24 protein-coding genes are annotated in these 23,924 nt (G+C 64.2%); 7 read left to right on the forward strand and 17 right to left on the reverse strand.

Going from position 1 to position 23,924, the window contains the following annotated elements; all coding sequences use genetic code 11:
* The first annotated feature begins 17 nt into the window (after nt 1-17).
* Together ACAM55_RS25855 and ACAM55_RS25860 are read left to right on the forward strand one after the other, a co-directional pair.
* Nucleotides 18-1,364, forward strand: a complete 1,347-nt coding sequence (locus ACAM55_RS25855; protein WP_369657120.1) for an FAD-dependent oxidoreductase — start codon at nt 18-20, stop codon at nt 1,362-1,364.
* 50 nt (nt 1,365-1,414) lie between these two features.
* The gene (locus ACAM55_RS25860) at nt 1,415-1,702 is read left to right on the forward strand and encodes a nucleotidyltransferase family protein (RefSeq protein WP_369657121.1); all 288 of its coding nucleotides are present in this window, start codon (nt 1,415-1,417) and stop codon (nt 1,700-1,702) included.
* On the opposite strand, the gene argC is transcribed toward ACAM55_RS25860, so the two are convergent.
* The gene (gene argC, locus ACAM55_RS25865; RefSeq protein ID WP_369657122.1) at nt 1,609-2,526 is read right to left on the reverse strand and encodes an N-acetyl-gamma-glutamyl-phosphate reductase; all 918 of its coding nucleotides are present in this window, start codon (nt 2,524-2,526) and stop codon (nt 1,609-1,611) included. The genes ACAM55_RS25860 and argC overlap by 94 nt on opposite strands.
* A gap of 82 nt (nt 2,527-2,608) precedes the next feature.
* On the opposite strand from argC, the gene ACAM55_RS25870 reads away from it, so the two are divergent.
* Entirely contained in the window at nt 2,609-3,499 is an 891-nt protein-coding gene (locus ACAM55_RS25870) for a LysR family transcriptional regulator (protein ID WP_369657123.1), read from the forward strand.
* Here the strand turns inward: ACAM55_RS25870 and ACAM55_RS25875 are convergent.
* From ACAM55_RS25875 to ACAM55_RS25890, 4 genes are read right to left on the reverse strand one after another with little or no spacing between them, the layout of a single operon-like run.
* Nucleotides 3,492-3,569 carry a hypothetical protein gene (locus ACAM55_RS25875; protein WP_369657477.1) on the reverse strand — a complete coding sequence of 26 codons (78 nt, stop codon included), beginning with the start codon at nt 3,567-3,569 and terminating at the stop codon, nt 3,492-3,494. The two genes, ACAM55_RS25870 and ACAM55_RS25875, sit on opposite strands and share 8 nt — an antisense overlap.
* A 27-nt stretch (nt 3,570-3,596) precedes the next feature.
* Nucleotides 3,597-5,186, reverse strand: coding sequence for a galactarate dehydratase (garD, locus tag ACAM55_RS25880; protein WP_369657124.1), 1,590 nt, complete (start codon nt 5,184-5,186; stop codon nt 3,597-3,599).
* Between the two features lie 14 nt (nt 5,187-5,200).
* Entirely contained in the window at nt 5,201-6,349 is a 1,149-nt protein-coding gene (locus tag ACAM55_RS25885; RefSeq protein ID WP_369657125.1) for a mandelate racemase/muconate lactonizing enzyme family protein, read from the reverse strand.
* A 10-nt stretch (nt 6,350-6,359) separates the two neighbouring features.
* Nucleotides 6,360-7,334: a Bug family tripartite tricarboxylate transporter substrate binding protein gene (locus ACAM55_RS25890; protein WP_369657478.1), complete on the reverse strand. Its 975-nt coding sequence runs from the start codon at nt 7,332-7,334 to the stop codon at nt 6,360-6,362.
* Between the two features lie 222 nt (nt 7,335-7,556).
* Here ACAM55_RS25890 and ACAM55_RS25895 point away from each other — a divergent pair, with 222 nt between their 5' ends.
* The gene (locus ACAM55_RS25895) at nt 7,557-8,558 is read left to right on the forward strand and encodes a LacI family DNA-binding transcriptional regulator (protein WP_369657479.1); all 1,002 of its coding nucleotides are present in this window, start codon (nt 7,557-7,559) and stop codon (nt 8,556-8,558) included.
* A 112-nt stretch (nt 8,559-8,670) separates the two neighbouring features.
* Here ACAM55_RS25895 and ACAM55_RS25900 read toward each other — a convergent pair whose 3' ends face one another.
* Nucleotides 8,671-9,378 carry a Crp/Fnr family transcriptional regulator gene (locus ACAM55_RS25900; RefSeq protein WP_369657126.1) on the reverse strand — a complete coding sequence of 236 codons (708 nt, stop codon included), beginning with the start codon at nt 9,376-9,378 and terminating at the stop codon, nt 8,671-8,673.
* 115 nt (nt 9,379-9,493) lie between these two features.
* Nucleotides 9,494-10,234 carry a Crp/Fnr family transcriptional regulator gene (locus tag ACAM55_RS25905; RefSeq protein WP_369657127.1) on the reverse strand — a complete coding sequence of 247 codons (741 nt, stop codon included), beginning with the start codon at nt 10,232-10,234 and terminating at the stop codon, nt 9,494-9,496.
* 219 nt (nt 10,235-10,453) lie between these two features.
* Between ACAM55_RS25905 and ACAM55_RS25910 the strand changes: the two genes are divergently transcribed.
* Together ACAM55_RS25910 and ACAM55_RS25915 are read left to right on the forward strand one after the other, a co-directional pair.
* Complete coding sequence (locus tag ACAM55_RS25910) at nt 10,454-11,578, forward strand: sensor histidine kinase (RefSeq protein WP_369657128.1); 1,125 nt, start codon at nt 10,454-10,456, stop codon at nt 11,576-11,578.
* A gap of 38 nt (nt 11,579-11,616) precedes the next feature.
* On the forward strand, nt 11,617-11,850 hold the full coding sequence (locus tag ACAM55_RS25915; protein WP_369657129.1) for a hypothetical protein: 234 nt from the start codon (nt 11,617-11,619) through the stop codon (nt 11,848-11,850).
* A gap of 416 nt (nt 11,851-12,266) precedes the next feature.
* Here the strand turns inward: ACAM55_RS25915 and ACAM55_RS25920 are convergent, their stop codons facing one another.
* The 8 genes from ACAM55_RS25920 to ACAM55_RS25955 all read right to left on the reverse strand — a co-directional run bounded on the left by ACAM55_RS25920 (nt 12,267) and on the right by ACAM55_RS25955 (nt 20,922).
* Nucleotides 12,267-12,749, reverse strand: a complete 483-nt coding sequence (locus ACAM55_RS25920; RefSeq protein ID WP_369657130.1) for a hypothetical protein — start codon at nt 12,747-12,749, stop codon at nt 12,267-12,269.
* A gap of 16 nt (nt 12,750-12,765) precedes the next feature.
* Nucleotides 12,766-13,755 (reverse strand): hypothetical protein, encoded by a 990-nt coding sequence (locus ACAM55_RS25925; protein WP_369657131.1) that lies wholly within the window; start codon nt 13,753-13,755, stop codon nt 12,766-12,768.
* A 71-nt stretch (nt 13,756-13,826) separates the two neighbouring features.
* Nucleotides 13,827-14,174, reverse strand: coding sequence for a PAAR-like domain-containing protein (locus ACAM55_RS25930; RefSeq protein ID WP_369657132.1), 348 nt, complete (start codon nt 14,172-14,174; stop codon nt 13,827-13,829).
* On the reverse strand, nt 14,171-15,334 hold the full coding sequence (locus tag ACAM55_RS25935; RefSeq protein ID WP_369657133.1) for a DUF2169 domain-containing protein: 1,164 nt from the start codon (nt 15,332-15,334) through the stop codon (nt 14,171-14,173). The genes ACAM55_RS25930 and ACAM55_RS25935 overlap by 4 nt, the downstream gene beginning before the upstream one ends.
* On the reverse strand, nt 15,334-17,646 hold the full coding sequence (locus ACAM55_RS25940) for a type VI secretion system Vgr family protein (protein ID WP_369657134.1): 2,313 nt from the start codon (nt 17,644-17,646) through the stop codon (nt 15,334-15,336). Before ACAM55_RS25940 ends, ACAM55_RS25935 begins: the two co-directional genes overlap by 1 nt.
* Nucleotides 17,647-17,744: 98 nt before the next feature.
* Nucleotides 17,745-18,227 carry a type VI secretion system tube protein Hcp gene (locus ACAM55_RS25945; protein WP_012745360.1) on the reverse strand — a complete coding sequence of 161 codons (483 nt, stop codon included), beginning with the start codon at nt 18,225-18,227 and terminating at the stop codon, nt 17,745-17,747.
* A gap of 660 nt (nt 18,228-18,887) precedes the next feature.
* Nucleotides 18,888-19,856 (reverse strand): quinone oxidoreductase, encoded by a 969-nt coding sequence (locus ACAM55_RS25950; RefSeq protein WP_369657135.1) that lies wholly within the window; start codon nt 19,854-19,856, stop codon nt 18,888-18,890.
* 43 nt (nt 19,857-19,899) lie between these two features.
* Nucleotides 19,900-20,922: an alpha/beta fold hydrolase gene (locus ACAM55_RS25955; protein ID WP_369657136.1), complete on the reverse strand. Its 1,023-nt coding sequence runs from the start codon at nt 20,920-20,922 to the stop codon at nt 19,900-19,902.
* 340 nt (nt 20,923-21,262) lie between these two features.
* Between ACAM55_RS25955 and ACAM55_RS25960 the strand changes: the two genes are divergently transcribed.
* On the forward strand, nt 21,263-22,075 hold the full coding sequence (locus ACAM55_RS25960) for an alpha/beta fold hydrolase (protein ID WP_369657137.1): 813 nt from the start codon (nt 21,263-21,265) through the stop codon (nt 22,073-22,075).
* Nucleotides 22,076-22,957: 882 nt separating this feature from the next.
* Here ACAM55_RS25960 and ACAM55_RS25965 read toward each other — a convergent pair.
* Nucleotides 22,958-23,278 carry a DUF1488 family protein gene (locus ACAM55_RS25965; protein ID WP_369657138.1) on the reverse strand — a complete coding sequence of 107 codons (321 nt, stop codon included), beginning with the start codon at nt 23,276-23,278 and terminating at the stop codon, nt 22,958-22,960.
* 375 nt (nt 23,279-23,653) lie between these two features.
* Nucleotides 23,654-23,920 carry a hypothetical protein gene (locus ACAM55_RS25970; RefSeq protein ID WP_369657139.1) on the reverse strand — a complete coding sequence of 89 codons (267 nt, stop codon included), beginning with the start codon at nt 23,918-23,920 and terminating at the stop codon, nt 23,654-23,656.
* Nucleotides 23,921-23,924 lie beyond the last annotated feature (4 nt).

Consider the following 23,924-nt stretch of genomic DNA (forward strand, 5'->3'; position numbering starts at 1 on the left):
ATCAACGAGGAATTCAGATGCAAACGATGATCGAGGAATCGAAAAACCTTCCTGTGTTCGGTGAATACGACGTCGTGATCGCAGGCGGCGGGCCCTCCGGAATCGCTGCCGCCGTCAGCGCAGCGCGTCACGGTGCACGCACGCTTTTGATCGAACACTATGGCTTTCTGGGCGGAATGGGCACCGCAGGCGGCGTGACAAATTTTGCTGGCCTGTACGGACGCCACAACGGAGAGATGCAGCAGATGGTGCACGGCGTGGTGGACGATCTGCTCCCCCGCCTCGAGGCGCTGGGCGGACTGAACCAACCCCAAGACGGCATGCAGGGAAGGATCCGTGTCAGGGCTTACGACGTTTCCGCATACAAATGCGCTGCTGACCAGATGCTCGATGCCGCCGGCGTCCAGTGTCTCTTCCATGCGTCCGCAGCAGGTGTGCTGATGGAAGGCGACCGGATTGCAGCACTCGTCGTGGAAACCAAGTCAGGCCGCCTGGCAATCCGCGGTGGCGTGTTCATCGACTGCACTGGCGATGGCGACGTCGCAGCCTACGCAGGTGTTCCGTTTGTCGTTGGCGATGGTGCCGGAAGCGGGCTTTTTCCGACCACCATGTTTCGTGTCGGCCACGTCGACCCCGAGCCCGCTCTCGCCGCAATCGGTGAATTCAAGGCGATCAACGATTTCATGGAGCGTGCACACAAGGAGCATCCGGACCGCTACCAGTTTCCACGCGAAGGAGCAATCTTGCGCCCGCAGATCAATCCGACCGAGTGGCGCGCCAACGTGACCCAGCTGAGAAACGCCGAAGGGGGCGCGATGAACGGCGTCGACGCCCGTCAACTCAGTGATGGCGAGAGGGAGGGCAGACGCCAGATCGTGAACTACTTTCATTTCTTGCGCGAGCGGGTGCCTGGCTTCGAGAAGGCACAGATCGTGGACATCGCGCCTCAGGTCGGAATCCGAGAGACTCGCCGCATTGAAGGCACCTACGCACTCAGTGGCGAAGACATCCTTGCTTCGGCGCAGTTCGACGACAGCATCGGAATCAACACCTGGCCGATGGAACTGCACGCCGAGGGCCGCATCGACTGGCGTTTTCCGACAGACAGCGACAGGTCCTTCAACGATCTACCCTGGCGAATGCTCGTTCCTCGCAGGGTCCAGAATCTGCTGGTTGCAGGGCGCTGCGCGTCGATGACTCATGAAGGGCAGTCAGCAGCGCGCGTGAGCGGGGGCTGCTTCGTGATGGGGCAAGCCGCGGGGACCGCCGCTGCGCAGGCGGGGTCCGACCCGATGCAGGCGATCGATGTCGCACGCTTGCGGCGCAGTCTGGTCGCGGACGGCGTCTGGCTCCAGATCCAGTGACCACCTGCAGGACCACCTTGTTTCCCGCAGGCGCGTAGTGCAGGAAGCCCATGTTCGGAACTTCCGGCGCAGGATGCCAGGTGGTGCCACCTCTCGCATCTCTTGATGACCTGTTCGAACAGCGCGTTCGGCATGACCCGATCCGGGCGAGCGCCGCGACGTACCGGGAGCGTGTCACGGCGAAGCGGTCTGAAGAGCGGTGGCCCCGACTTTCGATCAGCAATGGGCGCTTTGGAAACGCGGGCTACGAAGCCCTCGTCATCAGGCGCAGGTTCTGCACGGCCGCGCCTGCGGCACCTTTGCCCAGATTGTCGAGAACTGCGCTCAAGACGATCTGACCCGTGCGTTCATTGCATGCAACGGCCAGACTCATGTCGTTTGAGCCGTTGTGGACTTGCGGGTCCAGCTCGGTCGTCGGCGCGGCGGAAGACATCGGCATCACACGCACATGCGCCGCATCGCGGTATCGTTCCCTGAGGCATTCGTGGATGCGCACGCCAGAAACATCGTCGGCAAGCATTCGCGTGTGCAGTCCGATGGTGAGCACGATGCCCTGCCGGTAGCTGCCATAGGCCGGCACGAAAATCGGCCTGTCCGTCAAGCCGGCGTAGGCCTCGATTTCCGGCACATGCTTGTGCTCGAGTGCAAGGCCATAGACCTTCAGCGAATGCGCCCCGGCCCCGGCCTCGTGCGCTTCCGCCCCCGCCCTGCCCTGACCCGAATAGCCTGAGACGGCGTGGATGACAAGCGGATAGTCGGCGGGCAACAGGCCCGCATCCGTCAGCGGTCGCAGCAAGGCGACCGCGGCCGTGGGATAGCAGCCCGGATTTGTAACCCGCTGTGCCGAGGCGATACGCTCGCCTTGCCATGCATCGAGCTCCGGCAGGCCGTAGACCCAACCCGGGCTGGTGCGGTGCGCAGAGCTGGCATCGATGACACGCACCGACGGGTTCTCGATCATCGCCACCGCCTCTCGCGCCGCGGCGTCGGGCAGGCAAAGGATTGCGATGTCGCTCTCATTGAGAGCGGTCCGGCGGGCAGCCGCATCCTTGCGCAGGCTTGCCGGCAATGTGCGGATGCGAAATTCCTCCCCCCGGAGTCGGTTCTGCAGGTCAAGGCCGGTGGTGCCCTGGTCGCCGTCGATGAAAATATTGAGGTCCATGGAGTGCGATCGTAGGGACACGACCTCGATGGCTCCAGCTAAATATACGGAACCCAGGATTAAGAAAAGTTAAATTAGCGATATGCGGGAACTGAGCCTTGACCATCTGCGCACCCTGGTCGCCATTGCCGACCTCGGGTCCCTGGCCAATGCCGCGCGCGCCCTTCACCTGGCGGCGCCCACCGTCACCGTTCAGATCGCGGAACTGGAGTCGCGCTTGGGTGGCCAGTTGCTCGTTCGCGGGCGGGGGCCTGCGCAAGCGACCGCCCTGGGAGAGCGGTTCATCGCGCGTGCCCGCAGGCTGCTGGCGGACGCGGACGACGCGGTGGAGGACGTTCGACGTCAACTCGCCGGCCAAACGGGCCGCGTGCGAGTGGGTGCCTCGACGGGCGCCATTGCGCACCTGCTGCCGCCCGCGCTCGAACGTCTTGCCCGAAACCATCCCGGCATCGACGTGAACGTGCAGGTGCTGACCTCCAACGACAGCATGGCCCGGCTCGCCGCAGGTAGCCTGGACCTGGCGGTCGTGGCGCTGCCGCAGGCACCTGTGCGCGGCATTCATGTCACGCCCCTGCGGCGCGAGGCGGTCATCGCCTTTCTGCCGGCGGCCTGGAAAGCACCCAAGCGGCTTACCCCGCAGTGGCTGGCCCAGCGACCGCTGATCATGAACGACTCCTCTACACGTCTTTACCGGCTGACCGCGGAATGGTTCTCCACGGCGGGTGTCCATTGCCGGCCGCGCATCGAGCTCAACTACAACGATGCGATCAGGACGCTGGTCGCCGCCGGCTACGGAGCGGCCTTGCTGCCGGAGGAATCGCACGAGCCTGCGCACGATCCTCGCATCGCCGTCCGCCCGCTCAGCCCGGCTCTATCGCGGCAGCTGGGTCTCGCGGTCAGTGACCGAGGCGCCAGCGGCCCCACACGTTTCGTGTTGCAGGCGTTGCTGCCTGAGAGGGATTCGGCTACTTGAGCCGGTCCTGCACGACCCGGTCAAGCAGGTCGAGCGCCACGTCCACGATCATGTCCTCCTGGCCGCCCACCCGGGACCGCGGCGCCAAGCACCAACGTCAGGTCACGGGTGCCGGGTTGAACAGCACCAGCGCGTTGTGCAGCTTCCACTGTTCGGCCCAGGTCTTCTTCCTGCCGCTGGCCACCTCGAGCATCAGGCGGAACATCTCCCAGCCCACGTCCTCGATGGTGGCGTCGCCGTCGGCAATGCGGCCCGCGTTCACGTCCATCAGGTCGTGCCAGCGGCGCGCCAGGTCGCTGCGCGTGGCCACCTTGATCACCGGCACCTCGGCCAGGCCGTAGGGCGTGCCGCGGCCGGTGGTGAACACATGCAGGTTCATGCCGGCGGCCAGCTGCAGCGTGCCGCAGATGAAGTCGCTGGCGGGCGTGGCGGCATAGAGCAGGCCTTTCTGCCGGGCCTTCTCGCCCGGGGACACCACGCCCGAGATCGGCGCGCTGCCGCTCTTGACGATCGAGCCCATGGCTTTTTCGACGATGTTCGAGAGCCCGCCCTTCTTGTTGCCCGGCGTGGTGTTGGCGCTGCGGTCGACGCGGCCGCGGTCCAGGTAGGCGTCGTACCAGGCCATCTCGCGGATCATGGCCTCGGCCACCTCGGGCGTGGTCGCGCGCGAGGTGAGCTGGTCGATGCCGTCGCGCACCTCGGTCACCTCCGAGAACATCACGGTGGCGCCGGCGCGCACCAGCAGGTCGGTGCAGAAGCCCACGGCCGGATTGGCGGTGACGCCCGAGAAGGCGTCGCTGCCGCCGCACTGCACGCCCACCACGAGTTCGCTGGCGGGCACGGTCTCGCGCCGGCGGGCGTTGAGCCGCTCCAGGTGCTCTTCGGCCTGGCGCAGGATCGAGTCGATCATCGACATGAAGCCGACGTGCGCGTCGTCCTGCAGGCACACCACGTCGAGCTTGCTGTCAGCGCTGGTGCCGACGTCGGCCACGTTGCGCTCGTCCACCAGTGGGATGCTGCCCGGCGGCAGCAGGCGCTCGGGCTGCAGCTTCTCGCAGCCCAGGCTGATGACCATCACCTCGCCGCCGAAGTTCGGGTTGAGGCTGATGTTGCGCAGGGTGCGGATCGGGATGACCGCGTCGGGCGCATCGATGGCCACGCCGCAGCCGTAGCTGTGGGAGAGGCCCACCACGTCGTCGACATGGGGGTACTTGGGCAGCAGCTCGGCCTTGATGCGCTGGACCGCGAAATCGACCACGCCCGCCACGCACTGCACGGTCTGGGTGATCGCGAGGATGTTGCGCGTGCCGACCGATCCGTCGAGGTTGCGGTAGCCCTCGAAGGTGTAGCCCTCCAGAGGCGGCTGGGCGGGGGGCTTGACGGTGGCGATCGGCAGGCCTTCGAGCTCGCGCGCGGCGGGCATCTGCAGCAGGCGCTCGTGCACCCAGCTGCCGCGCGGGATGGCCTTCAGCGCGTAGCCGATCGGCACGTTGTAGCGGATGACGGCGTCGCCTTCGGCCAGGTCGGTCAGCGAGACCTTGTGGCCCTGCGGCACGTTGTCGACCAGCACGAGGCCGTCGGCAAAGGTGGCGCCGGCCTTCAGGCCGCCGTCATTGGCCACGATGGCGACGTTGTCGCGCTCGTGCATGGTGATGCAGAGCGGAGCCTGGGCAACTGATTCAGCCATGATGGGTCCTCCTGCTATGCCCGCTTGCCGATTTCCACTTCTTCGCGCGTCCAGCCCTTGGCCTGCTCGCTGAGGCTGAGACCCAGACCCGGCCGCGTCGGCACCAGCATGCGGCCATCCTTGATCTCGAGACGCTCGTTGAAGAGCGGCTCCAGCCAGTCGAAGTGCTCGACCCATGGTTCGGTCGCGTAGACGGCGCCGAGGTGCACATGGAGCTCCATCGCAAAATGCGGGCCGAGGCTCAGGCCCGCCTGCTCGGCCTGCCCCGCGATCTTGAGGAAGGGCGTGATGCCGCCCACGCGAGGCGCATCGGGCATCAGGTAGTCGGCGGCGCGGTGGCGGATCAGCTCCCCGTGTTCCGCTGCGCTCGTCAGCATCTCGCCCGTGGCGATGGGTGTGTCGAACGCGGCCGCCAGCGCAGCGTGGCCTTCGAAGTCGTAGGCGTCGAGCGGCTCCTCGATCCAGATCAGATTGAACTGCTCGAAGATGCGGCACATGCGCTGTGCGGTCGGCCTGTCCCATTGCTGGTTGGCGTCGACCATCAGCGGCATGTCATCGCCCAGGTGCTTGCGCACAGCTTCGACACGCTGGATGTCGAGCGCGCGATCGGGCTGGCCGACCTTGAGCTTGATGCCGCCGATGCCGCGCTCGCGCGAGGCCGCGGCGTTGACAAGGAGCTGATCCAGCGGTGTGTGCAGGAAGCCGCCCGAGGTGTTGTAGCACTGGACCGAATCCCGCTGCGAGCCCAGGAGCTTCGAGAGCGACAGGCCGGCACGCCGCGCCTTCAGGTCGTAGAGGGCCACGTCGAAGGCGCCGATCGCCTGTACCGCCATGCCGCTGCGCCCGACCGATGCGCCCGCCCAGCAGAGCTTGGTCCACAGCCTGGAAATGTCGCTCGGGTCCTCGCCAATCAAGGCGGGTGCGATCTCCTTGGCATGTGCGAACTGGCCGGGGCCGCCTGCACGCTTGGAGTAGCTGAAGCCGAGACCGCGGTGGCCGTCCCGGGTCTCGATCTCGGCGAACAGCATCGCGATCTCGGTCATCGGCTTCTGGCGGCCGGTGAGCACCTTGGCATCACTGATCGGATTGGCGAGCGGGAGGTAGCAGGAGGACACGCGAATCCAGGCGATGCGGTCGCCCGCTGCGGAAGGGGAAGTGGTCATGGTTGGCTGCTCAATCGATCGTGATCTTTCCGGCCTCGATCACCTTCTTCCAGCGGGCGTATTCCTTCTGCTGGAACTCCGCGAACTGGGCCGGCGTGTTGGCGACCATCTCGAAGCCGATCGATGTGAATTGATCCTTCACCTTCGGATCGTTCAGTGCTTCGACGAACGCTGCATGCGCCTTCTCACGCACCGCAGGCGGCAGTCCCTTCGGCGCGACGATCGCTTGCCACGAGGCGACCTCGACGTTCTTGACGCCGGCTTCCGCCAGGGTGGGCACGTCCGGGAAGATGGGCGAGCGCTTCGGGCTGGTGATGGCAAGCGCGCGCATCTTTCCGCCCTTGATGTATTGCGCCACCGCGTTGACGTTCTGGAACGACGCATCGACCTGGCCGCCCATCAGGTCGGTGTGCGCGGGCGCGCCGCCTTTGTAGGGAACGTGGATGCCAGTCGTGCCGCTTTGCTGCCAGAAGAGTTCGGCGGTCAGGTGATCGCTCGAGCCGTTGCCGGCCGAGGCGAAGGTCATCTTGCCGGGGTTGGCCTTTTCGTACGCGATCACGTCGGCCACGCTCTTGTGCGGCGAGCTGGTCGGCACCACCAGGATATTGGGTGACGCGACGGCCACCGTGATCAGGTCGAAGTCGTTCAGTGCGTCGTACTGCAGGCCCTTGACAAGGTGCGGCACGATGACGAGCGGGCCGAGCGAGGTGACAAGGAACGTATATCCGTCCGGCGCCGCGCGCTTGACGAAGGTCGCACCGATCGTGCCGGTCGCGCCGGCCTTGTTGTCGACGAGGAAGGATTGCTTGAACTTCTCTGTGAGGCGGGGACCGATGGCCCGCGCCACTTGGTCGGTGGATCCGCCGGGCGGAAAGGGAACGACCATGGTCACGGATTTTTGCGGCCAGTCTTGGGCGCTGGCGGCCCAGGCGGTCAGCCCGAGGGCGAATGCAGTCAGGATTTTCTTCACCGGTGTCTCCAGCATGGTTGGATGAAATGGTAACGTTATCATTTGCGGCGATGTTTGGAATTCCAGCTGCCTGGTTGTGCCGCTGCTCGACCTTCCACCTTGCGTGTGACGGCTGGAATCGTCGAGCCGCTCAAATGATATCGTTGTCATTTCATGCAGTCAATCGGCCTTATCCCGGGTATTCCCTGTGGCGTGAATCATGCTAACGTTGTCATACCTGTTTCAGATCGCTTCTCGATGAACGCCCCCCTCCCCCTCAAGGCCGCAACGCTTCACGACGTCGCTCGCGAGGCGGGTGTCTCGCTCATCACCGCCTCGCGCGCGCTCAGCAATCCCGGCGTGGTTTCGGACAAGACGATTGCACGCGTGCAGCAAGCCGTGGAGGCCACCGGATACATCCCCAATCTGCTCGCAGGAAGCCTCAAATCCAAGCGCAGCCTGATGGTCGCGGGCATCGTGCCGGCGCTCTCGGTGCAGCAGTTCCTGCCGACCGTGCAGATGCTCACGACCACCTTGGCAGGGGCCGGGTACCAGCTGATCCTGGGGCAGACGAATTACGACGCCGAGCAAGAAGAGGCCGTGCTGCACACGATGATCAGTCGTCAGCCCGATGGCATCGTCATGACGGGCCTGGTCCGATCCCAGAAGGCGCGGGATCGGCTGCGCCGCGCGAACATCCCGGTGGTGGAAACCTGGGACTTGAGCGATCGTCCGGTCGACATGCTGGTCGGCTTCTCGCACCTGAAGGTGGGCAGCGCCGTCGCGGGCTACTTTCTGTCCAAGGGATGGAAACATCTGGGCATTGCGACTGGCAACGACCACCGCGCCATGCAGCGTCGCGAGGGGTTCCTGGCGACTCTTGGACACGACGTCTCCACAGCGATCGTGCCCGCGCCCAGCAGCCTGGAGCTCGGCAGGCAGGCACTCGCGCAACTGCTGCAGCAGGATCCGGCGCTGCAGGCGGTTTGCTGCAGCTCGGACCAACTGGCGCATGGCGTTCTGGTCGAGGCGCAGGCGCGGGGCCTGCGGGTGCCGCAGGATCTTGCGGTCTTCGGTTTCGGCAATGCGGACTTTTCGGCCCACATGGTGCCGTCGATCTCGACGATCCACGTCGATGGTCCGGAGATCGGACGGCTCGCGGCACAGCTGATCATCGACCGGTGCCGCGGAGCGACCATCGAACGGCCCGTCGTTGACGTAGGTTTTCGAATCATCGAGCGCCAGTCGACGGCCTTGTAGGGTTCGATGAGCCCGTGCATCTCAGAATCTCGACTCGTTCGAGATCAACAACGTTGCGCTGATTGCTTAGGAACGCATTTCTGCACATGGACGAGTGCCAGCCGACCGGCAGCTATGCGATCAGATGCGCGTAGCTGCGCCGATTGGCCCGGTAGCAATCGCACGCCGCGTTCTCCAGCCCCTCGCGGTCCGTGATCGTGATGACGCCCCGTCGATAGTCGATCAGCCGGCGCGTGTGCAGGGCCGTTGCCGCATTGGTGATGCCGACCCGGCGCACGCCCAGCATGCGGCCCAGCACTTCATGCGTGAGCGCCAGGTGCGTCGAATGCGCGCAGTCCTGTGTGGTCAGCAGCCAGCGCGCCAGCCGCTCCTCGATCTGGTGGAAGCGGTTGCACAGGCCCGAGCGGCCGAACTCCATCAGGAGCACGCAGACGTAGCGATTGAGGATGCGCTTGAGCTTCGAGTTCTGCTCCAGCTCCTGGGCGAACGATTGCGCCGTCAGGCGCCAGGCCATGCCGCTGCCCTGCACCAGCGCCCGCAGCGGCGCGCTCTGCACGTCCAGCGACAGCTCGTAGCCCAGGGCGCCCTCGTTGCCCACCATCCCCGTCTGGAGGCCATCGTGGCCGTCCGCGGTCGACACCAGCGAGACGAACGCGCTCGTGGGGAAATGGATGTGATGGATGACATCGCCCGGCTCGTAGAGGATCTGCGCCGTGGCCAGCTGCACGCTGTCGCAGCGCTCGAGCAGATGCGCGCGGTCCACGGGCGGCAGCGCCTCGAGCAGGCGATTGAAGATGGGACGGGGCGGGGCTGATGTCACGGAACCGCCTGTTGGGAAGAATCAGCGCGGAAATGCGCAACCGAGCGCATTGTTGCCGAGGGCTCCTCTCGCGTCTGTGCGCAGGCGCACCGACCGCGGCGCGATCGCCGCTGTCTCAGGTTGCGGGCTGACGGGGTAGCAGGCGATCCGTTTCACGCTTCACGACCTCATAGCACTCGCACACCTGCTTCTCCAGCCCCGGGCGGTTCAGCACCGTGATGTGACCCCGCGCGTACTTGATCAGGTTCAGGCGCTGCAGCTTGCCGGCCGCCTCCGTCACCCCTTCGCGCCGCACGCCGAGCATGTTGGCGATCAGTTCCTGGGTCATCACCAGCTCGTTGCCGGGCAACCTGTCGAGGCTCAGCAGCAGCCAGCGGCACAGCTGCTGTTCCAGCGAGTGGTGCCGGTTGCAGACCGCCGTCTGTGACATCTGGGTGATGAGCGACTGGGTGTAACGCAGCAGCAGATGCAGCAGGGGGCCGCCGTTGTCCGTCAGCTGCTTGATGTGGCTGGCGCTCAGGCGGAACGCGTGTCCCGCGCTTTGCACCACGGCGCGGTTGGGCGTACTGCCCCCGCCCATCAGCAGCGAAACGCCGACCATGCCCTCGAATCCGACGACGGCGATTTCGGCCGATTGCCCGTTTTCCAGCACGTACAGCAGCGAGACGATGCAATCGGTCGGGAAATACACGTACTGCTGTACCACGCCCAATTCGTAAAGCACCTCGCCAAGCTTGAGCGGCACCAGTTCAAGGAGCGGCATCAGGCCCGTCAGCACCTCCGGCGGCATCACCTCCAGGAGGCTGTTGCGCGCCACGGCTGCACGCGAAGAAGATGAGGGCGGGGTCGATGCCATGCGAAAGAAGACTCCAAAGTGCCCATCATTTTGCCGCCGATACCTCGCCGTCTGTGCGCTGCCGCACAAAGACGCGGGCTACTTCCGCATGCGGCACGTATGTACGACGCCGCACAGACAAAGCTCCCCCGAGCAGCTAACGATGGCGCTACGCCTTCCAAGTGGAAGCAGGCGGCATTCATTGAATGAACCAGGCGCAAGCCATCGAGGTCTCGGAACATGCGCAACTTTCTTACAAACAACCGGGAGGAGCTGGTTTCACGGTGCAAGTCGAAAGTTGCACTGCGGCCCCGGCGGGCCGCCACTGAACATCAGTTGGCGAACGGCATCCCGTTGTTCCTCGAGCAGCTGATAAGAACCCTTGCGGCCGAAGAAGACGACAAACCCGCCGACAGCATCAGGATCTCGGGGCCATCGGGCGGGGACTCGCTGACCTTGTCGGAGATGGGGGTGTCCGCAACAGCCCATGGCAAGGAGTTGCTGAATTTGGGGTACACGGTTGACCAGGTCGTTCACGACTATGGCGACCTTTGCCAGGCGATCACGGACCTGGCCTTCGAACGCGATGCCCCCTTCGCGGTCGGAGAATTCCGGACCTTGAACCGGTGCCTGGACAACGCCATTGCGGATGCGGTCACCGAGTTCAGCTTCCAGCGGGATTCGCAAATCGCCCGTCAGCACAGCCTCGACGCGACAGAGCGTTTCGGGTTCCTGGTCCACGAGCTGCGCAACTCCCTTGGGACAGCAACCCTGGCGATTCACGCGCTTGAACTCGGCAACATGACGGTGGGCGGCGCCACCGGGGCCGTGCTGAAACGCAGCCTGTCGGCAATGGGTGCCCTGATCAGCCGGGCGCTCGCCGAGGTGCGCAGCGGCGCCGCCGAACAGCGGCAGACATTTTCTTTGGCCTTGTTCATCAAGGACGCCGAAACCGCGGCCCGGCTCGTTGCAGGCGCCGCAGGTTGCGTCTTGGAGGTGCCGACCGTCGACTCCCGCCTGGCCATCCGGGGAAACCGCGAGCTGCTGCTCGCCGCATTGGCGAACCTCTTGCAAAACGCGTTCAAGTTCACGCACCCGCACACCGATGTCGCCTTGAGGGCCTATGAGCGTGGCGAGCACGTCCTGATCGAAGTCGAAGATCGCTGCGGAGGGCTGCCACCGGGAATCGCCGCCAAAATGTTCGCCCCCTTCAATCAGCACAGTCACGACAGGTCGGGATTGGGCCTGGGTCTTTCCATCGCCCGCCAAAGCGTTGAGGCGGACTTCGGCACCCTGACCGTTCGCGACGTGCCGGGCGTCGGTTGCGTCTTCACCATCTGCCTGCCGCGTCACCCCCTGCCCTGACCGGCCCTTCGTCGTTCTCCGATCCGAAAGGACTCACCATGGACATTCAATTACTGATGAGGATCGGACGCATGACGCCCCCCCGGTGGCTCACGCTGTCGGCAGATGTCGCTGCGGCAAAGCGGCTGGTTGCAAGCGGCATGATCGAAATGACTCTTGAGGTTCAAGGCAAGGCAAAAAGACTCGCGCTGGAAGTAGCGCATGTGGACGCGATCACCAGCGAGGGCGCCTCGGCGATCGCGCACGAAAAATCCTCCTCAAGGCGGAAATAGGCATCGCGATTGCGTCGATGCATCGGACTGACAGCATCCATTGATGCATCACGCACTTCGCTCCGATCCCACCGGGTTCACCTCGAATCAGCATTCCTTTTGGTCTGGGTTCCCCACCGGTCTGCCAGATCGTGAGCGGCAAGCATGCTTGGCAAAGGAAGGGCACCGCTTGATGTCAAGGACGAGCCGGACGAGCGTCCCAGCGATCTTTGGGCGCACGCGTTGCGCTATGTCTCCCGTGGAATAGCTGATGTGCCCCAAGAACAATCGTCGCCAGCAACTGCGACTCGTAGACTGGTCCGCGACGTTCCAATTCATGACATCAGGAGACACCATGGACAATTTCGCTCAGCTCAAAGTGACTATCGCGGCAAGAAATACGACGCGCGCCAGTCAATTCCTCGAGTGCCTGCGGATTATTTAACTTGCCCGCGATAGTTGTCGGTGGAAAAAAGAGCGTTGAATATCGTCGCACCCCCTTCCTCCAGATCAATGAGAGAAATTGGATACGATCTTGAAATCATCTCTTCGCTCAAACACCGAACGCCGAATTTCTTCAGCACATCCAATATTTCAGATGCCAACCGATCGGACGTCTCCGCCCCATCGATCAACAGGATCTGGTCGGCATCGATCTTTGCAAGAACCGCAAATCGACCGATGAATGACAATCTGAGGATGTATGTCTCTTCGGTCTTGCACAAGCGACAATGCAATGAGACGTCAACATTGAAATCCGTATCGTCGAATACAACAAATCCCTGGGCCCTGAAGAAATCCAGAAGCCCGTCGTAGTTCTCTTTTTCCTCTTCATTCGAAAGGAAGAAATATTCGGGATTTTCCAGATTCTTGTATTTTTTCTTTATTGCCCGCTCGATGTCAGGATAAAAATCTTCCATGATTTGCTTTCAATGCTCAAGGCGTTTCCGGTCCGGCAGGGTGCCCATGAATATTACCACTGGCATCTTGATGGACGCGGACAATGGACTGTCCTCCGCCTTTGGGGCCTGTTCCAATGGGTTGCAAGAAATCGTAATCCCTGACCCCAGGACGCCCCGGAACCGGTGTACCCTTTTGCCAGGCCTCCTGGGTAAGCCGATCTGCCTCGGCCGCATCTCCGGAGAATGTCGAGGTTGGCTTTCCTTGCTTGATCCGATTTGTATTTTGAGGTGTCCCTTTTACATGCCCGTTTTGCTTTTGCCGGGAAATCGGCAAAGCCGGAGGCGGGCGGGCGACAACGGTTCCACTTTTTGCCGATTTTGATGGAGGGGATGGAGTGACTTCCTCGGGAGGAAGAGGCGTTTTCGATGCTCCCGCCGGCTTGCCAACATTGCCTGGCAACGGGTCTTGTTGCATCCGCGGTGGCGATTGACGCAGCACGGGTTGATATTGCCCTTTTGCAATCACCGCCGAACCGGCGGCCCCCAGGAGTCCCGAGGTCATCTGGCCTGCTTGACCCGCGACTGTTTCATTTGCATCGAACCAGCGTGCAATCAATACACCTGGAATACTGGCGAGCGATACGCCCATGCCGATGTTGTTTCCAAATCTTCGAAAATACTCCTTCTCCGGCTCGCTCATGTAATTGGCAGGATCGGTTCGGTAAGGTGCACTCACCTGATACAGCCCTTGGACCTTGTTCACTGCGCCCCGCAAGCGAATCGCGTCTTCGGCGCTCATGCTCAATTCGCCTCGATCGTATGCCATCAATCGATCGCGAGCGCGAGTGTATTTCTCCTCTTCCAGTTGATCCGGCCATTGCTTGCATTCCTGGTATTGCGCGTTGATCACAAATGGATTTCGCCAGGATTCGTCTTTTGTCGCGATCCACTGCAGCCAACCCATCGCTTTTTCAGCTTCGCGAACGTCACTCCAGATTCTTTCGCAATCCTTCTTTCGAAGCATCTTGGGCGTCGGTATCTGGCGCGTTTGCAGTCGACCGATGGTCCCGTTGCCGTTGAAAGGTGCCTCCGCCATCAACTTGCCCCGTTCATCTCGCAAAGATCGCCGTGGCGCGCCACCGCCCGGCTCTCGACGAAGACGGTCTGTGAACCGGAAATGATCTTCACATGGCCGTCGCCCAGCGACACGCCCGAGCGCACGCCGCTGCCGGCATTCCCAGCCACACCTTCGACGATGCTCTCCACCATGAGGACCTTCTCGCTGCGCGCAAACACGGAGTGGGCGTATGCGGCCTTCTCGGGCGGCAGGATGGAAACGATGTCGAAGGGCACGACCTGGTCGCCGACGATGCAGAAATCCGGCGTGACATTGACGACCATGAATTGCGCCTCTGCATCGGCGATGTGCTTTTCCATGCTCATGCGGATGCCCCCTCGGTGGCCTCGTGGTGACGGCGTCGGTCGGCCTCGGCATTGCGTGACAGCAGGTCCACGCCGACGACGTCACGCGCCTGGTCGAGCGTGAGCCGCCAGGTCAGATGCACCAGCATCTCGTCAAGATCGATATGCACGGTATCGAGCTTCATCGATTCGCTGCTTTCCGAACCATCGCCGCAGCGGCAGAGCGCCTCGATCCGTACATCGGGCAACTGCATCTCCAGCGCGTCGGTCGACGCGAAAAAGCCCGCGAGGCGCAGCCGCTCGTCGCCGACCAACCCTTGCGCGACCCGCTGGTCGGCTGGCGCGTATTGGAAGAAGCGCGGGTCGAAGTCCTCGGCGTAGTCCATGAAGGGTGCCTGCGCATGACGCTGCAGCCAGGCGTCGTCGTAGGTGCCCGCGAGCGCCAGGCGGGGCTGCCAGTGGCGCGCAATCGGGCCGAAGCCCGCGGGAACAAGGCCGTCCTGGTTGCCATGCGCGATCGGTGCGTCGACGCCTTCGATCTGGGGGGCGGGCACGGGAGCGCCGCGGTCGTAGCGCGCGCGGGGGTGGGTGTCGCGGCAAGCCGATCCGAAGCGCCCGCTGCCGCAGGGGTTGGCCGCGTCCGTGCGCGGCGGTGCATCCGGCGCGTCGCCAGCGTCGAACCACCATCCGCCGAAAGCGAGTTCGTAGCGCAGGGGCACCTCGAGCACCGGCTGTGGATCGCTCGGCGCGCGCTGCGCCGGATCGTCATGCCAATGCCACGCGCGCGGCCCGGTCAGACGCAGCGACTTGCTCAGAAGCTGGGTGTCGCCTCGCGCGACTTCGAGAGTGGCGAGCCAATCGCGCCGCGGCGTCCAATCGCGCGCCCGTGCGCTGCCCGTGACGAAGACATCGGCTTCGGGCTTGACCAGCACCAGATCGGTCGCGGAACGCAGGCTCGACAGGACAGGCTGCACTGCATCCCACGCGGTATCGGCGAAGACCGGGCCCCGGTGCATCGGCGCCGCTTCCAGCCGGCCCGCCGCAAGCACGAAGCTCGCACACACGATCACGATGTCGTGAAAGCACTTGCCCGGGCCCATCTTGTCGTACTGAAAGTGGCCGAAGGACGTGAGATTGCGCACCTGCTGCAGCCGGGGTGGCGGAACGGAAGGCACGCTCATCAGTGCGCCGCCTTCGCCGTCGCGACTTCGGCGCCTGCGGCGGGCGCCGGGGCGCGGCCGAGAACGTCCGAGGCCACTGCCGCGGACGCCACGCCCAGCACCTGCGCCGCCAGACCGCCGCCTGCACCATCGCCAGAGCCGGCGACCTGCTGGGCGATCGACATCAGCTGGGACGCCTTGCCCAGGAGTTCGCCCGGGTTGCCGCCCATCACCGCGCCCAGGCTTGCCAGCGGGCTGCCGCTTGGCTCCGGCGGCGGCGCGGTCGGTACCGCCGTTGGCTGCAACGCGGCCTGGCCGCCCTTGGGATTGAGCCAGATGTGCTCGCCGTTCAGCGTCACGTCGTCACCCTGCGCGGTGATGTTGATCTTCTTGCCAGTCACGGCGATGGACCCATCGGCCTTGAGCTGGATCACCGACGCCCCCACCCGCAGCGAAATGGTCCTGCCATCCATCTCGATGTGGCTGCCCTTGTCGCCGCCCACCGACAGCAGGTACTTCTCGCCGACCTTGGTGGTCTGCGTCTTGCCGACCATGGTGTTGTCGACCATGCCCACGACGGTGTTGCGCAGCATGCCGACATTGAAGGAATAGGCCAGGCCGATGTTCACCATCTTGGCGAGGCCCACGTTGTGCATGTAGGCCATGCCGATCGTGGCCATCTGGTTGCGGCCCACTTTCTTGCTGCGGTCGCGGCCCACCCAGTGGGTCTCGTCGTGCTCGACCTCGATGTCCTGGTTGCGCTCCGCATGCAGCCACACCTGCTCCTGCCCTTTTCTGTCCTCGAAGCGCAGGGCGTTGGCGTTCTCAGTGCTTCCGCCTTCGCTGCTGCGCGTGAGCAGGCCGCTTTGCGTGGCGTTGTCGGGCAGGCTCCACGGCGGCATGTTGTCGGCGTTGTAGACGCGCCCGGTCACGATCGGGCGGTCGGGATCGCCGTTCTCGAAGTCGACGATCACCTCCTGGCCGATGCGCGGAATCTGGATGCCGCCGAAGTTGGTGCCAGCCCAGGGCGAGGACACGCGCACCCAGCACGAGCTGTTCTCGTCCTTGGTGCAGTAGCGGTTCCAGTGAAAGCTCAGCTTCACGCGGCCGTATTCGTCGGTCCAGATCTCGCGGCCGGCCGGGCCGGTGACGATCGCCGTCTGTGGGCCGGTGGTGCGCGGCCTCGGCACCGTCGGTGCCGGCGCCCGGAACACCTTGCTGGTCGGAATCACCTCGAAATCGACGCGGCACTCGAACTCCTGCTGCGCACTGGCGTCGCCCACGTCCTGCAGCCGGAGGCGGGCTTCCGTCACCAGGTACTGGCGGTTCGACTCGTTGTGGGGGTGGCGCTCCAGCGCGAGCAGATACCCCGGCACCACCGCACGGAGGTTGCCCGAGCCGCTCGCGCGCTCACCGCGGCTGCCGGTTTCCTCCATGCGCGTGCGCACCAACTGCTCGCCCTCCGCCTCCACCACGTAGTCGCCCGGCCAACCGTACCGCTCCCAGCTGTTCTGCGCGGTCTTGCGCGGCATGGCGCTGACCTGCTGCAGCTCGGCCTTGGGGCGCTTGAAGTCGAAGTCGTCCGTGACCCAGCGGCCGCTTTGCAGCTCCTCGCAGGCGTTGAAGCGGTCGCAATGCTCTTCGCGCACGGTGGCTTCGGCCGCATGGAAGGGAATGCGCTGGTAGCCCGCATGGGCGAAGGGCTGGTGCGACGCCATGTCGTCGACGATGACCAGCTTGTGATGGCCCTCTTCGTGTTCGAAGTAGAAATACAGGCCCCACTCGTGCAGCAGCCGCGCGACAAAGTCATGGTCGCTCTCGCCGTACTGCACCTGGAACTCGCGCGGCGGATAGCTGCGGGTGGCCCGCACGTCGAACGCAAAGCCGTACGTGCCGAGGATATCCTTCACGATGTCCAGCACGTTCTGGTTCTGGAAGATGCGGTAGTCGCTGGTGCGCGTGGCCAGGGTGAGCCAGGGTTCGATCACCGCTTCGTACAGTGCGCGCCGGTTCTCCAGGCGCAGGAAGCGCACGCGCGTCACGAGCCCGGAGATATGGCGCTGCTGCGGGCCCGAGCCCTGACGTCCATCGAGCACGATATGGGCCGTGAGCGCCTCGCCCACCAGTTGCTTGATGGCCACGTTGGCGGCCTGGCGCTCGTTGTAGCCGGGCTGCTCCGGCGTGGCCAGGGTCAGGGTGTAGCGAAACAGCCGGCTCAGCCCTTCATCGCCCTCGATGGCGATGGGCTCCAACGCCGGCTCGCCGCCCAGCGTCGGCATGGCGGACGACGAAATGCTGAGAACACGCGCAAGCTGCGCGGAGCCTGTTGGCATGAGATCCCCCTGAGTTGGCCCTACGGAAAGAGGCGTGGCCGGGATGCCCGGGGACCTCATGCGCGCTGAGGCCCTGGAGGCATCGAATGGCGAGAGGCTCAGGCCTCCCGGTTTTCCTTGATGTTCCAGGCCAGCACGGTCTCGGCACCCTTGCCGCCCTTGTCCGTCTGCTCCCAGTACTGCTGCTTCACCTTGGCGGCCTGGAACGCGAACTGCACCAGCACCGCATCGCCGCCCTGCTCGGCCGAGTACTGCACCGAGGTCACCAGCACTTCTTCCAGCGTGACGCGCGTGTATTCGATCTGCGAGCCCCCCGCCTTGCACACCGACACCTCCACCTTGCTCAGGTGCTTGCCGCTGGCGCAGTTCTTCATCACGGACGGCGCCGCCTTGTCGATGCGCGCAAGAACCTGCAGGTCGTTGAAGCTCGCCTTGCCCACACCGCCGCCACCGCCGCTGACCATGTTTCCAGGCTGCGTCGCTCCCCATGCAAACGACTTGATATCCGTCCAGTCCTTGTGGTTCGAGTCCTTGGATTCGCCGTTTGCGCCCTCGACGCGCATGAACATGTCTACTGCCATGATTAACCCCCGAAGTTATATATGCCCGATTGCGGGACACCGTTGAAATCGGCTGCCCTCCTGTTGGACAACACCCCTACCTCTTTATCAATGCCGAAATTAGCTAAATCCGAGCAGGTCTGCCAGTGCCTAAAGTTATTAATCAGAAAGTGCCAAGACAACACAAATTACGAATAAACATCTAATCACCAGATGCCCACGATCCTTAAAAATGAATCTGAATTGGCCTCCATTACTTTAGTAAAATATCAGCTTCCATTGCACGAGTCGATTTCGGCTTTGTTATTTTTTCTTTGCGTCCGTGATTTATTTCCATAAGAAATAGGTATCTGTTTTTCAACGGCATTTGAATTGCACAGATGGTCCCGTGCCGATACGCTCTCGCCCCCGCGCTTTCGGCAGCGGCGCCAGCCAATCGGCCACTGCTTCTGGTTTCGATGTGGATTGCCATGCTCGTTTGACCCGCCTTTCCATCGAGCGCTGGGCCGCACTGGGCGCCAATGCACTGGATCGCCGGCGTGTGCTCTGAGGTATGGGTGGGTCAAGCGCCAACCGAAAGGTGGATCGCGCCCATGCGGAATCAACAGCCTGGGAGCAAGGGCATCCCGTGGCGCCTGAGACGTCTACGGCCCCACGATGAGGGGCAAGCCGGCTTCGGCATCAGGGCACCAGCAGCAGCTTGCCGGTGGTCGCGCGGCTTGCCATGTCGGCGTGGGCCCTGGCGGCATCGGCCAGCGGATAGACGCCGCCGACATGGACCTTCAGCCTGCCTTCGGCGATCCAGTCGAACAGCCGCGCTGCGTGCGCGCGCAACAGTTCCGGCGTATGGATGTGGTCGAAGAAGACCGCGTAGCCCAGCTTGATGCTCTTGGGCAAGCTCATGATGTCGATGGCTCCGGGCCCGCCCAGCACCGGGCCGTACCAACAAAAGGTCCCCGAGCGGCGCAGCACATCCAGCGATCCCTGGAAGGTGCTGGGGCCCGAGCCGTCAAACACCACGTGCACGCCCTCGCCGCCGGACAACTGCCTCGCCTGCCCGGCGAAATTGCTTCCGGTATCGACGATCACGTGATCCGCGCCGGCTGCCTTGGCCATCGCCACCTTGTCCGTCGATGACACGCGGCCGATCACCCGCCCGCCGCGCAGCTTGATGATCTGCGTCAGCAGCAGCCCGAGGCCGCCGGCCGCCGCGTGGACGAAGGCGATATCGCCCGGCTGGATGGCATGGAAATCGGTGGCGAAATGGCTGGCGGTCAGCCCTTGCATCATCACCGACGCGGCGGTCTTGTCGTCGATGCCGTCGGGGATGGGCACCAGCGAGGTGGCGGCCATGGCGATCTTCTGTGCATAGCTGCCGGGCGCATAGACCCAGGCCACGCGTTGGCCGACGTCGAAGCCGTCGACCCCCTCGCCCACGGCCAGCACGCGGCCCGCGCCCTCCACGCCCAGGATCTTCGGATTGGGCATCTCGTTCCACGCCATGCCCTGGCGCACGCCGATGTCCATGAAGTTGACGCCGGCAACGGCGATCTGCACCAGCACCATCCCGCGGCCGGGCACAGGGTCTGGCCGCTCCACATACGCCAACTCTCCGACATCGCCGGTCCGGTTCATCACCACTGCCTTCATCGCTTTTCCTTTTGTTGCTTCGGGGTATGGCGGACCGGCCGGCTCACCCACGCGTCACGTCGAGCACGGCCTTCGCGAAGGCCTCGGGCGCTTCCTGCGGCAGGTTGTGGCCGATGCCGCCGCTGACCAGCCGATGCTCGTAGCGCCCCGAGAACTTCTTCGCATAGGCGCTGGGTTCCGGGTGCGGCGCGCCGTTGGCGTCGCCTTCGAGCGTGATCGTCGGCACGCCGATCACCGGCGCCTTGGCGAGCCGGTCCTCGAGCGCCTGGTACTTCGCCTCGCCGTCGGCGAGGCCGAGGCGCCAGCGGTAGTTGTGGACCGTGATGGCCACGTGGTCGGGGTTCTCGAAGGCCACGGCGCTGCGCTCGAACGTGGCCGCATCGAAGCTCCACTTCGGCGATGCGAGTTGCCAGATGAGCTTGGCGAAGTCGTGGCGGTTCTTCTCGTAGCCCGCGCGGCCGCGCTCGGTCGCGAAGTAGTACTGGTACCACCACTGCAATTCGGCCTCGGGCGGCAGCGGGTTCTTGCCGGCCTGCTGGCTCCCGATGAGATAGCCGCTGACCGATACCAGCGCCTTCACGCGCTCCGGCCACAGCGCCGCCATGATGCAGGCCGTGCGCGCGCCCCAGTCGCAGCCGGCCACGGTGGCGGTCTTGATCTTCAAGGCATCCATCAGCGCGATGATGTCGACGGCGACCGCCGACTGCTGCCCATTGCGCGGCGTGTCGGCCGACAGGAAGCGGGTGGTGCCGTACCCGCGCAGATACGGCACGATGACGCGAAAGCCCGCGGCGGCAAGCTGCGGTGCGACATCGACGAACATGTGGATGTCGTAGGGCCAGCCGTGAAGAAGAATCACTGGCGCGCCGGTGGCCGGCCCGGCCTCGAAGTACCCGATGCTGAGGCTGCCGGCCTCGATGCTCTTGAGCGGCTCGAGGCGCCTGGCGCTGCCCGTGCCGGCGGATTGAGCGAAAGCGGGCACGATCGAAGTCAGCTGGGCGGCGGCGATGCCGAGCGCCGCCTTGGCGAGGAACGAGCGGCGGGGCAACTGTGGCGAAGCGGTCATTGGGATTCCTTTCGGATGGATGGTGGCAATCGGGAAGATCGGTTGTCAGCCGGATCGCACGCGCTTTCCGAACCGATGGAGCGATTGTTCGGCGCAGAGGCGGCCTCGCGATCGGCTTGCGTATGCCTGTGTATCTGGCGCGGCTTCACCAACAATAAATTTCAATCGCAGGCACTCGCCACCGTGCAGGTCGTTTGCAAAGTAATGTCGCAAGGCGACCTCCCGACACACGGGCATACAGAGAAGGCCGGCAGGCATGCGTACCACCCCTAGATTCGACGGCGTCGGTTTCGAGCCGACCTTGTTTTCCCAACGTCGAACCAAGGAAAGAAAGATCGTCATGACAAAGTTCTCCCGCCGCATCGGCATGGCCCTGATCGCCGGCGCAGCAGGCCTGGCCGCCCTCGTGCCGCTGCAATCCCTCGCACAGCCGGATGCGGCCGCGCAGCCGACCAGGCCCACGGTCGTGCTCGTGCACGGGGCGTTCGCGGATTCGTCCAGTTGGGACGGCGTGGTGCGCGGCCTGCAGGCCCGGCACTACCCGGTGATCGCCGCCGCGAACCCGCTGCGCGGGCCCAGGTTCGATGCCGCCGCCGTCGCCGGCATCCTCGATTCGATCAAGGGCCCGGTCGTTCTCGTCGGCCATTCGTATGGCGGCTCGGTCATCTCGGCGGCCGCCAGCGGAAAGGCCAATGTCAAGGCGTTGGTCTTCGTGGCGGCGTTCGCGCCCGAAGCCGGCGAGACGGCGATCGGCCTGACCGGGAAATTCCCGGGCAGCACGCTCGGCCCGACGCTCGCCCCGGCGGTGCCGCTGGCCGACGGCGGCAAGGACCTGTACATCCGGCAGGACAAGTTCCCCGCCCAGTTCGCGGCCGACGTGCCGCTCGGGAAGGCGCGCCTGATGGCCGCGGGCCAGCGCCCCATCGCCGAGGCCGCGCTGAACGAGCCGGCCGAGGCGCCGGCCTGGAAGTCGGTGCCTTCGTGGTTCGTCTACGGTGATCGCGACAAGAACATTCCACCCGCGGCGATGGCCTTCATGGCCGAGCGCGCGAAGGCGGTGAAGACCGTGGTGGTCAAGGGTGCGTCACACGTGGTGATGACGTCGCGACCCGATGCCGTGACGAAGGTGATCGCCGAGGCAGCGGCGCACTGAGCGCGACGGCCGCGTTGCCACGCTCGCCGATAGGGTCTGGCGCGTGGCCACCCGCGCGGCCAGACCCGGCGTACCGGCACGTTCGCGAGGTCGGCGCACCGCGGCACAGTGGAAGCTCTCGGCCGTGACGCGCCGAGGCTCCGTCCCCCGCGTCCAATCCAGGGACAGCGATCGACGGAATCCAACATCACGGGATCATTGCAGCCAGGCTCCTGCCTGACGATCTCAACCCAGTCCCTGGCGCGTTCGTCGATTGGCCCCCCGCCCGGAGACCCATGCATTCGATTAATCTTCTTGCCGTACCTCGCGCTCGCGCCGGGGTGGCGCGTGCTACTTGCCCCTGGACAGATGAGGTCTGGTATGACGCGGGGCTTCTGTCCATGCAGAAGGGCCGATGTTCGTTGCGCGACTGCCATCATGCGGCGGCTTGCCGGGATGAACGGCACAACCAAGCGAAACCTGCATCACCACGATCGCGCGAAAGACGGTTTCCGGGTCCACTGGTGAAGTCATCGGTGGTGTCTCGAGTCCGGAACCGACTCTGCATGGAGGAACCGCGAACTGCACCGAGGTGTTCTGTTCGACGAAACCAAGCAGCGAGATACCCCGCGCTTGACAAACCGGTCCCGTCAGAGATCGCTACCGAAAACTGACTCTGTCGGTACTCGACGGGTCTGATCGAGACCGCGATCACCACGCTCAAGACAACGACGCCCTACGTTTCGCCGCGCTTGACAACCGTGGGGGAGATCGAAGACGGCCGTGCCAAGCTCGAGAATGATGAGCGAGGCCCCCCAAGGAGAATCTCGATGCAATTCACTTGGCTGATGTGACCCTGAGCATTTCTCGATGCGGCGCCGTAAGCGGCAAGGAAAAATCCCGCTAGTCGAAGTCACTTGTTCCCAAGAGCATCGGGTTGGCGTCCGTGTACACATCGCCAACCGGGGCAAGTTCCAACACCTTGGCGTTGATCGTTGCTCGATGGGCCCGGTACGCATGAGCGAGATCCTTTTCGCCCTGTCCCGCTCCGAAGTGAGCTTCAAGCGCTGCGCGCGCTATGGCCACCGGAACCGACCCCTTGTCATCGATTCGTTTGACGCGCACGAACAGCGTGCCGCGCCGGTCTTCAAGGTTCGCAAAGTCGTCGCCAGCGCCAGCGCCCTCTTCCTCCTCATTTGCCTGGGTTCTTACGCTCTTGGTCATGGGGTACTCCGTTCTCGCACGCTGGTTGCAACTAGTGGTCTCCATGCGGCGGGCCGGCCGGCGGGACACAACTTTCGGCGGCGGCTCTGGCACTTCAACGAGGTGCATCCGCACTCGGCACTGAAGACGAGATCACCCCGAGAGTTCAGGCAGCATCGCGCTGCACAACAGCGCCTTGCTCAGACCGGGCAGCCGCTACATTGCGAATAGCCTGTCTCCTGAAATACGGGGCAAGCTCAGGAAGCGGAATGCCTCTCCAACTCGGTTGCGTCGCCCGTGGCGCAACGGAGCAGCCAGTGCCAAGCATCGTGGTGGTCGTTGATCAAGGTCGATCGAGATCAAGGCATGGTGCGAAAGCTGCATGTCTGTTGCCCCTTAGGACTGAGGTTGCGCGTCGCCGGTGCGGTCATGAACCCAGCGCATCGCCTGCTGCTCTGCATGCCGGGTCGCCTCAGCCTCGGTCCCATACACGATCTCTTCCGTGTCGTTGGGCAGTTGTGTCTCTTCCTCATCCGCAGGTGTGCGGACAACAACAACGATGGGTTGATAGCCCCCGGGCACGGGCGCCGTGCGAAGCTCAAAGCGGAACCCACGGTATTCAAGGGAGTGGCCGTCTGAAATGGGTGTGCTGTCGTCTGTCATGGCT

Source organism: Variovorax sp. V213 (assembly GCF_041154455.1).
Classification (GTDB): domain Bacteria; phylum Pseudomonadota; class Gammaproteobacteria; order Burkholderiales; family Burkholderiaceae_C; genus Variovorax.